The organism is Aminobacter sp. MDW-2 (assembly GCF_014250155.1).
Taxonomy (GTDB): domain Bacteria; phylum Pseudomonadota; class Alphaproteobacteria; order Rhizobiales; family Rhizobiaceae; genus Aminobacter; species Aminobacter ciceronei.
Window position 1 is genome coordinate 3,693,063 of the sequence record NZ_CP060197.1, and the last position, 12,439, is coordinate 3,705,501.

Sequence of the window (12,439 nt, forward strand, 5' to 3'; positions counted from 1 at the left end):
ATGGCCGTCGACCGCAGCGAGAACATCGAGGTGACGGTCACCTTTCTGGAAATGCACACGCCACCTGTTTACACGCCGCCGCTGCCGGTCAATCGCCAGATCGCGCTTCTGAGGACGCGTGACATTCCGCTGCACTACTACCGCTATCTCGCCGACCGCGTCGGCCGCAAATGGCATTGGGTCAACAGCCTGAGGCTCAATGACGAAGAACTTGCCGCCGGTCTGCATCGCGAGGACCGCGACATCAGGGTGCTTTATCTCGATGGCGCGCCGGCGGGCTTCATGGACATCAAGCCGCATCTGCCCGAAGAGGTTGAACTCGCCTATTTCGGCATGATGGAACACGCCACCGGGCAGGGTATCGGCCGCTGGTTCCTGGGGGCTGCGATCGCAGCGGCGTGGACCTACAGGCCGCACAAGGTGACGGTTCAGACCTGCACCCTCGACCATCCCGCGGCCTTGCCGCTCTACCAGAAGATGGGTTTTTCGCCAGTTGCTCAGAAAACCGAAACGGTTCGCACCATGAGCTTTGCCGAACGTTCGGCAAGCGTGATGCGGCCGTAATGGCGCACAACCCAGCCTGAACCGCCCGTTCATCGCTGCTTCATGTCGGTTCTGGCATTTTCCACGCAACAAATATGCAAGGAGAATGAGGATGTTGAACCGCCGTACGCTTGCCGCAGCGCTGATCGCCGTGCTTGCCGCGCCTTCGCTCGCTGCCGCGCAGGCGACGACGCCTTCGGCGTCGCAGATCGAGCGCCAGCTTCAGGCCGCACCTACAATGAAGCTCAGGCCCAACCAGCGCGTCACCGTTCGTGAATTCAAGCGCCGGCCCGACCTGCGCCGCATGGCGCCGTCGATCGACATCCAGTCGATCAATTTCGCCTTCGGCTCGGCCGAGGTGCCCTATTCGCAATATGGCAAGGTCGAGAACATCGCCAACGCTCTGGACCGCATCCTGCGCCGCGACCCGGATGCGCGTGTGCTGATCGAAGGCCATACCGATGCCGTCGGCTCGTTTTCGTCGAACCAGGCCTTGTCGGAGCGCCGTGCCGCCTCGCTGAAGCAGACCCTTGTGCGCGAGTTCGGCATCCCTCGCTATGCGCTGGAAACCGTGGGTTATGGCGAGGAGTTCCTGCTGGTGCCGACCCAGAACGAGAACTGGCGCAACCGCCGCGTCACGCTGCGCCGCTACGACGCGTTCATCCGCTAGAATCGAGCGATTTCCAGCGCTAACAAGCCCGGCTTGCGAGAGCCGGGCTTTATTTGCGTCCTCCATCGTAGTATACAGTATACCAAATTGGAGGTAAAAGATGACGATCAGAGTGGTGATGGCCGGTGCCACCGGCTGGGTTGGCAAGGCGCTTGTCCCGGCAATAGAGGGGCAAGGCGACATGCGGCTTGTCGGCGCAGTTGCACGCAGGGCTGCCGGCCACGACGTTGGCGTGGCGACAGGTGGTCAGCCGAGCGGCCAGAGGATCAGTGCCACGCTTGCCGAGGCCCTGGCCGCGCCCTGCGATGTCGTCGTCGACTACACCAAGCCGGTTGCCGTGCGCGACCATGCCATGCTCGCCATTTCGCGCGGCTGCCATGTCGTCATCGGCACATCAGGACTGAGGGCTGCTGATTACCGCGAGATCAACGCGGCGGCCCGCGCCAACAACGTCGGTGTCGTTGCCGCCGGCAACTATTCGATCACCGCGACCCTGATGAAGAAGTTTGCGCTGATGGCGGCGCAATATGTGCCCGACGTCGAAATCATCGACTATGCCAGCGCAAGAAAGGCCGACGCCCCCTCTGGCACCGCGCTCGAGCTGGCCGAGACGCTGTCCGAGATTCGCGGTGCGCCGACGGCCTTGCCGACCTCGGAAGTTTACGGGCATCCGGAAGCCCGTGGCGCCAAGCTGGGCGAGGGTACGGCGGTACAGGTCCATTCACTGCGCCTGCCATCCTATCAGCTGTCCTGCGAAGCCGTTTTCGGTCTGCCTGAGGAGCGACTGACCATTCGCCACGATGCCGGCACCTCGGCAGTGCCATACGTCGCCGGCACCCTGCTTGCCGTTCGTCGGGTGCGCGAATTCACCGGCCTGGTCAGGGTGCTCGACGCGCTGATGGACGAAACGCTGTCTGTTTAGGAAACAGGTGGTGCAGGAAATCGGGTGGGCGCATGCCTGCGCTCGCCATAGCTTGCGACAATCGATCAACGAGGATTGTCGTTATGAGCATCATTTTCCATGGCCTGCCCACAGAGGCGGTGCGGGCACTCCAGCAGGGCGGGCCTGACGCCTATGGCATGACACCGGAGCGCAGGGTCTCCGATGGCGACGGCGTGCCGTGCCGCCATTGCCTGACCAATGTCGGTGCCGGCGAGGGTTATCTCATTCTTGCCTACAGGCCGTTTCCGGCAGTTCAGCCTTATGCCGAAACCGGGCCGATCTTTCTGCATGCCGATGAATGCCCGCGCGCGCCAGAAGCGGCAGAATTGCCTGAACTGTTTACCCGAACCAAGGACTACATTCTGCGCGGTTACAGCGCCGACGATCGTATCGTCTATGGCACGGGGGCGGTGACGCCGACGCCCGAAATCCGTGAGCGCGCCGAAATGCTGCTCCAGCGACCCGAAGTGGCCTACGTGCACATGCGCTCGGCAAAGAACAATTGCTACCAGTGCCGGATCGAACTGGACCAAGAAGGCAAATCAAACGGCGTTGCTATCTAACTGAACCGCAAACAAAAAAACCCGCCGCATCGCTGCGGCGGGTTGGGGCCGTTTGCCTGAAACGGTCTCAGTTGAACTTGTACTTCGCACCGACGCGGACGGTGTGGAAGGCGGGAACCGTTTCCCACATGCCGCCGCTGTCGTAGTCCTGGCCTTCAAACTTCGAGTAGCGATACTCGAGGTTGACGGACATGTTGTTGGTCACAGCCGTTTCGAGGCCGCCACCGACCGAGAAGCCGCCAACGCTCCAATCAAACTCGGTGACATCGGCGCCATCAAGCCTGTCTTCTGTGACGTGCTGCCAACTATAGCCACCGATCACATATGCCAGGGTCGATTCGTTCACCTTGGCGCCAACTCGGGCCAATATGTCGAAACCGTAGTCGGCTTTGCCTTCGAGCTTCGGGCCGCCCAATGCCGAAGCATCAAACAGTTGCGTGCTCATCCCTGAATAACGACCGTCGACCATGATGCCGACAACCCAGTTGCCGTTCAGTTCGTGGTCGTAACCGACGCTCAGCTCGCCGAAGGCGCCTTCGCCGCCGATGCCATTGAACGAGGCCGCACCGCCGCCAAGGTTGATCTCATCGGTAATGGCGCCTGCGCCGAGCGCGCCGCCGACGTAAAAGCCGGTCCAGCTATAGGCGGGCGCTGCAAAGGACGTGCCGCCGCCATTCTGACCGCCGAAGCGGTAGTTGGCGCCGACATGGAACGTGTGGGTGGTCGGTGCGACGTTGAGCAGGCCGGTGCCGCCCAGGTCGACGACGGTGTCATTGCCATAGTTGGCGTAGCGATATTCTGACTTGAGGGTCCAGTTGCCGCTGACCACTGTTTCGAGGCCGACGCCGAGCACATAGCCGCTTCGGCTTTCGTCGAACTCGAAAGGCGTGCCGACGATCGTGCCGTCGAGCTTGAACTGCTGCCAGCTGTATCCGCCGAGGACATAGCCGAGCGTCGTCGGCGTCAGAAGATAGCCTGCGCGAGCTGCGACATCGAAGCCGTAGGTGTTGTTGAGTGTTGCGTCGGCAAAGCCGCCGGCAGCCTCGAGCGAAAGGCCGATATTGCCGAAATGGCCATCGGCAAATGCGCCGAGCAGGAACCGGTCCGACACCATGTAGTCATAGCCGACGGTCACTTCGCCAAAGACGCCGCCGCCACCGAGGTCAGGCAGGCCCATGGTTTCCGGACCGTTCGGATTTGCAATTTCCAGGCCGTGCTTGACCGCACCGACGCCACCACCGAAGCCGACATAGAGACCGCTCCAGTTGAAGCCTGCCGCTGGCGCTTCCGCGACTGAATCAGCCGCAAGGGCTGCCGAGTTGATCGCAACAGCCGACACAGCGCCAAGCAACAGCGCCTGCAAAGTCTTGCCAAATTTCATAATTTACTACCCCAACCTTACCCAATGTCGCCTTGCTAGCACGCCTAGGTTGCTTACGGTGCAACTAAAATGTCACACTCGCAGGCAATTTAGCTTCCCGGCATGAACGTCTGGACCACGAAATATCCTCAAGCACCAATGGCTTGGCGGCAAATCCTGCTGCTCTTCAGCGGAATCTGCCGACGTGCCATCGCAACTGCCCCGATTGCCCGGGGGGGAAGCATTTCGAAGGTCTTGCCCACGCCCAATGTCGCAACCCCATGCAGTCATGGCACGCCTGCGTTGCGTTTGATGCAGCTAAGATGTCACGGGTGGGCAAATCCGTGCCGAAGCGCAAACTATTTTTGGTAGTATCTTGCCGAAGCCGAGCCGGCGAGGGATCGACAGACAAGAAAATGCCCGCCGCATCGCTGCGGCGGGCGCTTGATCGCAACTCCAAAGAGAATCAGGCGGCCAGTGCCGACTTTGCTTCCGTCATCTCATAGCCGAGCGCTTCGGCGACCGCGCGATTGGTGATCCGACCGCGGTGGACATTGAGGCCGTTGCGCAAATGCGGCTCGTCGGCGAGCGCTTTCAGGCCGCGGTCGGCGAGCGCTAGGCCGTAATGCAGCGTTGCGTTGTTGAGCGCATGCGCCGAGGTGACCGGCACAGCACCCGGCATGTTGGCGACGCAATAGTGGATGATGCCATCGACTTCGTAGGTCGGGTCGGCATGGGTGGTGGCGTGCGAAGTCTCGAAGCAGCCGCCCTGGTCGATGGCGACATCAACGAGCACCGCACCCTTCTTCATGCCCGACAGCATTTCACGGCTGACCAGCTTGGGCGCGGCAGCGCCGGGGATAAGCACAGCGCCGATGATGAGATCTGCCGAGAAACACTCTTCCTCGAGCGCCTCGACTGTCGAGTAGCGCGTGTGTACACGGCCGGCGAACAGGTCGTCGAGCTGCCGAAGGCGCGGGATCGAGCGGTCGATGATGCTGACGTCGGCGCCGAGCCCGGCGGCCATGCGCGCCGCATGCAGGCCGACGACGCCGCCGCCGATGACTGCGACCTTGCCAGGCAGCACACCCGGCACACCGCCGAGCAAAACGCCACGGCCGCCATGGGCCTTCTGTAGCGCGGTGGCCCCCGCCTGGATCGCCAGGCGACCGGCAACTTCGGACATCGGCGCCAGCAGCGGCAGGCCGCCGCGATCGTCGGTCACCGTCTCATAGGCGACGGCAGTCACGCCCGAGGCGACGAGCCCCTTTGTCTGTTCGGGATCGGGCGCAAGATGCAGGTAGGTATAGAGAATCTGGCCGTCTCGCAGTTGCGCCCATTCCTTGGGCTGCGGCTCCTTGACTTTCACGATCATGTCGGAGCGGGTGAACACCTCCTCGGCGGTCTTGGCGATCTGGGCGCCGGCCGCGCGGTACGCATTGTCGTCGGCGCCGATGCCTGAGCCGGCGCCGGTCTCGACCAGAACCTCGTGGCCGTGGGCGACATATTCGCGAACCGAACCGGGCGTCAGCCCGACACGGTACTCATGATTCTTGATTTCCTTGGGACAACCTACGCGCATCTTCCTGCTCCTCCGCAGCCATTTTGGCCTTCTCTCCCGATGACGAAGTCAATCACGAATCGTTTCGAATATGTTTGCGAAAACGGTTGCGCTACCATGGGGCGTTCGGTAATTTTTGCGCATATCCTCTGTATTATCGAAGGAAATTCGAAGAATGCCGTTGGACAGGATCGATATCGCCATTCTGGACGCGCTGCAGAAGGATGGGCGGATGCCCAATGCGGCATTGGCCGAAAAGATCGGGCTGTCGCAATCGGCCTGCTCGCGCCGGCTCGACAACCTGGAGAAATCGGGCATCATCAGCGGCTACCACGCCCGGCTTTCGAATGTCGCGCTGGGTCACCAGATGACCGTCATCGTGCATATCTCGCTGTCGGGCCAGTTCGAGAAGACGCTTTCGGACTTCGAGGTCGCGGTGAAGCGCTGCCCCAACGTCCTGTCCTGCCATCTCATGTCGGGCGAATACGACTACATCCTGCGCATTGCCGCCCGTGATCTGCCCGACTACGAGCGCATCCACAAGGAATGGCTGTCGGCGATGCCGCACGTCACCAAGATCAATTCATCCTTCGCCCTGCGCGAGATCGTCGATCGCACCGTTATGGGAATAAGGCCGGATCTGCTCTGAGCAGAAACAAACCAGGCCGAAATGGGCGGCATCGCGCTGGACCAATCCATTCCCCGAGTAATGTCGCGAGGGTGTCATACGAGTCGGCTGGACTCGCGTGAATTTTGGCGCGACATTTGATCTTTGGGACGCCGGCTAAATACTGTCAGTTCATTTCCTGGAGAATGAAAATGTCCAACGTGAATCAACCTGTATCTCGTCGTTCTTTCCTGGCGGGATCGGCTGCAGCGGGTGCACTTGTGATGCTCCATCCCTTTTCGGCACGCGCCCAGGCAAATCAGGCGCATCTCCGCATCATGGAAACCACCGATCTGCATGTCCACGTGTTTCCCTATGACTACTATGCCGACAAGCCGAACGACACGATGGGCGTTGCCCGCACCGCTTCGATCATCGACGCCATCCGCGCTGAAGCCGCCAACTCGATCCTGGTCGACAATGGCGATTTCCTGCAGGGCAACCCGATGGGCGACTACATGGCTTATCAGCGCGGCATGAAGGATGGCGACGTCCATCCGATCATCAAGGCGATGAACACGCTGGGCTATGATTGCTCGACGCTGGGCAACCACGAGTTCAACTACGGCCTCGACTACATGTTCAAGGTGCTCGCCGGCGCGAACTTCCCCGTCGTCTGCTCCAACCTGACAAAGGGCGCGCTCGCCGCAGACGCGACCAAGGACGAGTTGTTCCTCAAGCCCTATGTGATCCTCGACAAAAAGGTGAAGGATGGCTCGGGTGCGGAGCATCCGATCCGCATCGGCCTGATCGGCTTCGTGCCGCCCCAGGTGATGACCTGGGATTCGCGCCATTTGCACGGCAAGGCGATGACCCGCGATATCGTCAAGGCAGCCCAGGCCTGGGTGCCCGAGATCCGCGAGCAGGGCGCCGACATCGTCATCGCGCTCTCGCACTCCGGCATGGGCACGCCGCAGGCAGCCGAAAATCTCGAAAACGCCTCCATCCTGCTGGCCGGCGTCGATGGCATAGATGCGATCGTCACCGGCCACAGCCATCTCGATTTCCCCGGACCAAAATTCGACAAGGTCGAGGGGCTCGATAACGCCAAGGGCACGATCAACGGCAAGCCGGGCGTGATGGGCGGCTTCTGGGGCTCGCATCTTGGCCTGATCGACCTTTTGCTGGAACGCGACAGCAACAGCTGGAAGGTGGTCAGCTCGACCAGCGAGGCGCGTCCGATCTCCAAGCGTGTCGACAAGAAGGTGGTGCCGACGGTCGAGAGCAAGGCCGCGGTCGAGGCTGCCGCGAAGGAGGAGCATGAGGCGACACTCGCCTATGTGCGCACGCCCGTGGGCAAGACGTCGGCGCCGCTCTATTCCTATTTCGCCCTGGTTGCCGACGATCCTTCGGTCCAGATCGTGAGCCAGGCGCAGATCTGGTACATCAAGGACATGCTCAAGGACACCGAGCACAAGGACCTGCCGGTGCTCTCGGCCGCGGCACCCTTCAAGTCGGGCGGACGTGGCGGGCCGGAGTATTACACCGATGTCCCGGCCGGCGCCGTCGCGATCAAGAACGTCGCCGACCTCTACCTCTATCCCAACACGGTGCAGGCGGTTGCGGTGACCGGCGCCCAGGTCAAGGAGTGGCTGGAAATGTCGGCCGGCATCTTCAACAGGATCGAGCCTGGCAAGGCCGACCAGGTGCTGATCAATCCAGACTTCCCGTCCTACAATTTCGACGTCATTGACGGCGTGACCTACAGAATCGACCTGGCGCAGCCGCCGAAATACGATCCGAAGGGTGTGGTCCTGGATGCGAACTCCAATCGCATCGTCGATCTGATGTTCGAGGGCAAGCCGATCGATCCCGCAGCGAAATTCGTTGTGGCGTCGAACAACTATCGCGCCGGCGGCGGCGGCAACTTCCCCGAGATCAACGCGTCGAAGCTTGTCTTCGAGGCACCCGACACCAACCGCGACGTGATCGTGCGCTACATCGTCGACCAGGGCACGATCAATCCGTCTGCCGACTCCAACTGGTCGTTCGCGCCGGTTGCGGGGGCCTCGGTAATCTTCGAGACCGGCCCCAAGGCCAAGGACCACATATCAGAGGTCAAGGCGGTCAAGATCGAGCCGGCGGGCGACGGCGCAGAGGGTTTTGCCAAATACCGCATCACGCTCTGAGATTAGGAACCTGATTGGGGAGGGCGGCTGGAGCAATCCGGCCGCCCTTTCATCTGCGCAAAGGTTGGTCAGTTGCTCCGGCGTTCGAGTGCCGGCATGACCAGCTCGAGTGCGTCGGTCGAAATGCCGCCCGAATAGCCGGCTGGTAGCGTTTCGATGATGGCGGGATCATCGATGCCATCGGAGAAGCCGCCGCCGTGATAAGGGCCGAACAGGTAGACGTTGGTGCCGGCACTTTCCATCCGGTCGAGGAAGCGGTCCGGCCAGCCCCACAGCCACGGTGCGAAGTTGATCGGTACGCCAAGTGTCGTGCCGCGGCAGTCTTCCGGCACGTAGCCGCTCCAGCCGAGCCCCGCGTAGCGTAGCAGGCAGCGGGTCAGCGAGTTTTTGCTGAGGGTCCGCATGTCGGGCAGGGCGGCCTTGACCGCCTGCAACGGCCTGTCGCCACCAACGATGGTCAGGGCGGCCTGGCGTTCCCTGGGCAGGGCCGACAGGAAGGCCGCCAATGCCTCACCCTCCTTGGCGTCGTTGCTTTTGACGTTGAGGTGGAAGCGCCGATCGGGGAACCGCTCCATCACTTCGTCGAGCGATGGCATCAGGCCGACACCCTGGCCACGAAAGGGATACGTCTTGCCACCGTCGGCGGTGTAGCCATAGCCGACATCGAGCTTCTTGAGATCCGCCATCGAATGGCTGCGCGTCTCGCCGTTGCCTTCGGTGCGGCAATCTACGGTCCAGTCGTGGAAGACCGCGAACTTGCCGTCGGTGGTGGGGTGCACGTCGAGTTCCAGCACGTCGGCGCCACGCCTGAAGGCTGCGTCCATCGAACGTACGGTGTTTTCGAGATAGTCGTGCCGAGGCGGAAGCATGCGCTCGGCAGTGCAGGTGTCCTTGGTCAGTCCGGTACGATCATATTCCTGCGCCAGCCCGCGATGGGCCAGCACCACGGGCTTTCCGGCGGCTCGGTCCGAGAGCAGCGACGTGTTGTTGAGATAGACGGCTCCAGCGGCCGTAACGACCAGAAGCAAGATAATATTGCGCTTGCGCATGCCAGGTTGTCCCTCCGTTGCCCCGACCGAGACAATGATACAGAGGAGCGAGCAGGCATTTTCACGGCGGAAATGCGCAAATTGAAGACTATTTCAAGAATTCATCGGGAGTTGCGGCCTTGGATGTGCCGAGATCGAAGATTACAAGCAGGAAGAATGTCGCTGATTCTTGCGCAGGTCAGGCCTAGTCAAATCGAGACGGGGGCGGGGGCGAAGAGCACCGGTCTCCGCCCCTTGTCCTGTTCAGCTTAACGCGCCTAGGCCTTGTAGACCACTTGCCTGACGTCGATATACTCGGCGCGGAAGCCTGCCTCGCAATAATGGAGATAAAACTCCCAGAGCTTCTTGAAGCGATCGTCGAAGCCGAGCGGCACGATGCGCTCCCAGGACGACCAGAAGCGGGTGCGCCATTCGGCGAGGGTACGGGCATAATCCTGCGGAAAGACGCGCTCGCGCAGATAGTCGAGGCCGTGCTCGGTGCCGAGCGACTTGAGCAGCGTCGGCGTCGGCAGCATGCCGCCGGGAAAGACGTAGCGCTGGATGAAATCCGGCCGCTTCCGGTACACGGGATAGGCCGCCTCATTGATGGTGATGATCTGCAGGCCCGCCGTGCCGCCCGAGGGCAGGCACTGCTTCATCTTGGCAAAGAAGGCCGGCCAGTATTTTTCGCCGACGGCCTCGAACATCTCGATCGATGCGATGCGGTCGTAGCGGCCGGTCTCGTCGCGATAATCCTGCAGCTTGAGCTCGACCTTGTCGGCAAGCCCGGCATTGTGGATGCGCTTCTGGGCAAAGTCGAACTGCTCGCGGCTGATCGTGAGCCCGGTCACCTTGCAGCCGATCTCGCGCGCCGCAAACTCGGCGAAGCCGCCCCAGCCGCAGCCGATCTCCAGCACATGGTCATTCGGGCCGATACCGGTGTCGCGCGCCAGCGCCCGGTACTTTTCGGTCTGCGCGCCGGCAAGATCATTGGCGCCGGTGGCAAAAAGCCCCGACGAGTATGTCATGCTCGGGTCGAGCCACTGGCTGTAAAAGGCGTTGCCGAGGTCGTAGTGCGCGGAAATGTTCTTCTTCGAGCCGGTGCGGGTGTTGTCGTTCAACCAGTGACGAATGCGCTGGATGGTGGTCAGCAGCCAGTTGGCGCCGCCGGCGACACCTTCGCCGGCTTCGCTGTTGATCACGAACAGCTCTAGGAAGCTGGTCACGTCGGGGCTGTCCCAGTCGCCGTCGATGTAGGATTCCGCGACCCCGATCGTGCCGCCGCTGAAGGCGCGCGATGGCAGCTTCCAATTGTGCAGGACAATCTCCGCCTCGGGTCCGGGTGCCTTGCCGCCGACCAGGATGCTGCGTCCGTCAGGCATCTTCACCTTGAGCGAACCGCGCGGCAGGTGCAGTGCTGCAGACAGCGTCATGCGCACGCGCGCCGGCAAACCTCTGGCAAAGTCCGCGACATTGCCCTCGTGAAGCTTTGTCACGCCCTGATTCGTGAAACCGTCCGAGTTCCGCTGGGCCATCTCGACGTCCCAATGTTGCTGCCCGGTTCGGCGTGTCGGGCGCGTTGCTCCAAGCCAGTGCACCGCTCACTCATCTGATCGGGGACGCGCCGCCGGACGCATCTCCGGTCAGCTCGCGATCGACTTGGCGTGGACCCGCCAAGACTTCTGCGCGCTGCGGTGAATCTGTCGTGATCTTCACCGTCAAAATCTCCAACTTCAAGTGACATCTGGCAAGCGCTGATATGCCAGAGGGGAGCCCTCCGGGATTGCCCTGATGCAATCCCGTGCAGCGTCGATTTCCTTTGTTATTAGAGTGCGCTAATGCTCTAAGGTGAGCCGACGGCGCATATCGTTTCCCAGGCTGCTGCGCCGCTCAGGGGAGGACATCAAATTCGCTACGTCATCGCGATCATGTGCGTCGCCTTGTTCCTGATCTGGGACATGCTCTACAACCATGGCGACGCGACCGCCAAAGCCGTGCGCGAAGTGCATCGCATCGTCAGGATGGTCACGGACTGACGGATCTGCTGCCCGATCTCTGCTGCTGCCTTTTGCCCGATTGACGCGGGCCGAAAGCCGACCCAAAAGGCGCCAGCGAAAGCAGCAGAAGGAGTCGCGGCTTGATCCGGCACATCGTGTTTTTCAGTGCGCGGCAGAAACAGGACGTCGAGATGATCCGCGAGGAATTGTCGGCGCTTGGCAGCATTCCGCACTCGACGGTCTTCGAAGTGACGGTCAACACCAAGGTCGACTGGTATTCCGACGAGATCGACATCGTCGTCTATGCCGAGTTTGCCGACCAGGCAGCGCTGGACGCGTACAAGGCAGATCCGATCTATGACCGGACGACGCAGCGCGTGCGTCCGATGCGCGAACTGCGTTTTTCGGCGGACGTGGTCGCCGCATAAAAGCCGCGCAACAAAAAACGCGCTCCGGGAAGCCCGAAGCGCGTAACTGAATCTCAGGAAATTATGCCTTTTTGGCGCGGCCGCGTGTCTTGGCAGGTGCTGCCGCTGCCTTCGAGGACGCGGCAGCTGCCTTTCGTCCGAGGCCCAGCGACCTTGCGAGCTGAGAGCGCGCGGCGGCATAGTTCGGCGCGACCATCGGATAATCGGCCGGCAGGCCCCACTTGGCGCGATATTCTTCGGGTGTCAGCCCGAAATGAACCGAGAGATGGCGCTTGAGCGACTTGAACTTCTTTCCGTCCTCCAGGCAGACGATGTAGTCGGGGTGAACCGAGCGCTTCGGGTTCACCGCCGGCTGCTGGGCTTCGACAGGTTCTTCGGCGGGCTGATCGAGCGACAGGATCGAGGCGTTGATGCTGGCGATCAACTCTGGCAGGCCAGTTGCAGGAACCTTGTTGTTCTCTACATAGGCGCTGACGATATGGGCAGTCAGTCCTAGGATGTCGATCTTGCTATCACTCGTCATCGGCCGTCTCTCCGGGCAGTATTAAAA

At 61.6% G+C, this 12,439-nt stretch carries 12 protein-coding genes; 7 read left to right on the forward strand and 5 right to left on the reverse strand.

Annotated elements, in window-relative coordinates:
- The 4 genes from H5P29_RS18275 to H5P29_RS18290 all read left to right on the forward strand — a co-directional run bounded on the left by H5P29_RS18275 (position 1) and on the right by H5P29_RS18290 (position 2,719).
- Positions 1 to 564: a GNAT family N-acetyltransferase gene (locus H5P29_RS18275; RefSeq protein WP_067961801.1), complete on the forward strand. Its 564-nt coding sequence runs from the start codon at positions 1 to 3 to the stop codon at positions 562 to 564.
- Positions 565 to 655: 91 nt separating this feature from the next.
- Positions 656 to 1,213 carry an OmpA family protein gene (locus H5P29_RS18280; protein WP_067961803.1) on the forward strand — a complete coding sequence of 186 codons (558 nt, stop codon included), beginning with the start codon at positions 656 to 658 and terminating at the stop codon, positions 1,211 to 1,213.
- A 100-nt stretch (positions 1,214 to 1,313) separates the two neighbouring features.
- The gene (gene dapB, locus H5P29_RS18285) at positions 1,314 to 2,135 is read left to right on the forward strand and encodes a 4-hydroxy-tetrahydrodipicolinate reductase (protein ID WP_067961805.1); all 822 of its coding nucleotides are present in this window, start codon (positions 1,314 to 1,316) and stop codon (positions 2,133 to 2,135) included.
- A gap of 83 nt (positions 2,136 to 2,218) precedes the next feature.
- The gene (locus H5P29_RS18290) at positions 2,219 to 2,719 is read left to right on the forward strand and encodes a DUF1203 domain-containing protein (protein WP_154384177.1); all 501 of its coding nucleotides are present in this window, start codon (positions 2,219 to 2,221) and stop codon (positions 2,717 to 2,719) included.
- Between the two features lie 67 nt (positions 2,720 to 2,786).
- Here the strand turns inward: H5P29_RS18290 and H5P29_RS18295 are convergent, their stop codons facing one another.
- Both H5P29_RS18295 and ald read right to left on the reverse strand, forming a co-directional pair.
- Positions 2,787 to 4,100, reverse strand: coding sequence for an outer membrane protein (locus H5P29_RS18295; RefSeq protein ID WP_154384178.1), 1,314 nt, complete (start codon positions 4,098 to 4,100; stop codon positions 2,787 to 2,789).
- A gap of 445 nt (positions 4,101 to 4,545) precedes the next feature.
- Positions 4,546 to 5,661, reverse strand: coding sequence for an alanine dehydrogenase (gene ald, locus H5P29_RS18300; protein ID WP_067961809.1), 1,116 nt, complete (start codon positions 5,659 to 5,661; stop codon positions 4,546 to 4,548).
- A gap of 154 nt (positions 5,662 to 5,815) precedes the next feature.
- On the opposite strand from ald, the gene H5P29_RS18305 reads away from it, so the two are divergent.
- Complete coding sequence (locus tag H5P29_RS18305) at positions 5,816 to 6,289, forward strand: Lrp/AsnC family transcriptional regulator (protein ID WP_067961812.1); 474 nt, start codon at positions 5,816 to 5,818, stop codon at positions 6,287 to 6,289.
- A gap of 170 nt (positions 6,290 to 6,459) precedes the next feature.
- The gene (locus H5P29_RS18310; RefSeq protein ID WP_154384179.1) at positions 6,460 to 8,436 is read left to right on the forward strand and encodes a bifunctional 2',3'-cyclic-nucleotide 2'-phosphodiesterase/3'-nucleotidase; all 1,977 of its coding nucleotides are present in this window, start codon (positions 6,460 to 6,462) and stop codon (positions 8,434 to 8,436) included.
- A 68-nt stretch (positions 8,437 to 8,504) separates the two neighbouring features.
- Here the strand turns inward: H5P29_RS18310 and H5P29_RS18315 are convergent, their stop codons facing one another.
- Together H5P29_RS18315 and H5P29_RS18320 are read right to left on the reverse strand one after the other, a co-directional pair.
- On the reverse strand, positions 8,505 to 9,485 hold the full coding sequence (locus tag H5P29_RS18315; protein WP_154384180.1) for a glycerophosphodiester phosphodiesterase family protein: 981 nt from the start codon (positions 9,483 to 9,485) through the stop codon (positions 8,505 to 8,507).
- 257 nt (positions 9,486 to 9,742) lie between these two features.
- Positions 9,743 to 10,999 carry a cyclopropane-fatty-acyl-phospholipid synthase family protein gene (locus H5P29_RS18320; RefSeq protein ID WP_067961817.1) on the reverse strand — a complete coding sequence of 419 codons (1,257 nt, stop codon included), beginning with the start codon at positions 10,997 to 10,999 and terminating at the stop codon, positions 9,743 to 9,745.
- A 602-nt stretch (positions 11,000 to 11,601) separates the two neighbouring features.
- Here H5P29_RS18320 and H5P29_RS18325 point away from each other — a divergent pair.
- Positions 11,602 to 11,889 carry a Dabb family protein gene (locus H5P29_RS18325; RefSeq protein WP_154384181.1) on the forward strand — a complete coding sequence of 96 codons (288 nt, stop codon included), beginning with the start codon at positions 11,602 to 11,604 and terminating at the stop codon, positions 11,887 to 11,889.
- Positions 11,890 to 11,950: 61 nt separating this feature from the next.
- Here H5P29_RS18325 and H5P29_RS18330 read toward each other — a convergent pair whose 3' ends face one another.
- The gene (locus H5P29_RS18330; protein ID WP_067961820.1) at positions 11,951 to 12,412 is read right to left on the reverse strand and encodes a MucR family transcriptional regulator; all 462 of its coding nucleotides are present in this window, start codon (positions 12,410 to 12,412) and stop codon (positions 11,951 to 11,953) included.
- Between the last annotated feature and the right edge of the window lie 27 nt (positions 12,413 to 12,439).

What these genes read in the sequence shown, in the direction of transcription:
- dapB (WP_067961805.1), top strand. Translation starts at nt 1,314, where the DNA reads ATGACGATCAGAGTGGTGATGGCCGGTGCCACCGGCTGGGTTGGCAAG.
- H5P29_RS18310 (WP_154384179.1), top strand. Translation starts at nt 6,460, where the DNA reads ATGTCCAACGTGAATCAACCTGTATCTCGTCGTTCTTTCCTGGCGGGA.
- H5P29_RS18305 (WP_067961812.1), top strand. Translation starts at nt 5,816, where the DNA reads ATGCCGTTGGACAGGATCGATATCGCCATTCTGGACGCGCTGCAGAAG.
- H5P29_RS18320 (WP_067961817.1), bottom strand. Translation starts at nt 10,999, where the DNA reads ATGGCCCAGCGGAACTCGGACGGTTTCACGAATCAGGGCGTGACAAAG.
- ald (WP_067961809.1), bottom strand. Translation starts at nt 5,661, where the DNA reads ATGCGCGTAGGTTGTCCCAAGGAAATCAAGAATCATGAGTACCGTGTC.
- H5P29_RS18295 (WP_154384178.1), bottom strand. Translation starts at nt 4,100, where the DNA reads ATGAAATTTGGCAAGACTTTGCAGGCGCTGTTGCTTGGCGCTGTGTCG.
- H5P29_RS18290 (WP_154384177.1), top strand. Translation starts at nt 2,219, where the DNA reads ATGAGCATCATTTTCCATGGCCTGCCCACAGAGGCGGTGCGGGCACTC.
- H5P29_RS18275 (WP_067961801.1), top strand. Translation starts at nt 1, where the DNA reads ATGGCCGTCGACCGCAGCGAGAACATCGAGGTGACGGTCACCTTTCTG.
- H5P29_RS18280 (WP_067961803.1), top strand. Translation starts at nt 656, where the DNA reads ATGTTGAACCGCCGTACGCTTGCCGCAGCGCTGATCGCCGTGCTTGCC.
- H5P29_RS18330 (WP_067961820.1), bottom strand. Translation starts at nt 12,412, where the DNA reads ATGACGAGTGATAGCAAGATCGACATCCTAGGACTGACTGCCCATATC.
- H5P29_RS18315 (WP_154384180.1), bottom strand. Translation starts at nt 9,485, where the DNA reads ATGCGCAAGCGCAATATTATCTTGCTTCTGGTCGTTACGGCCGCTGGA.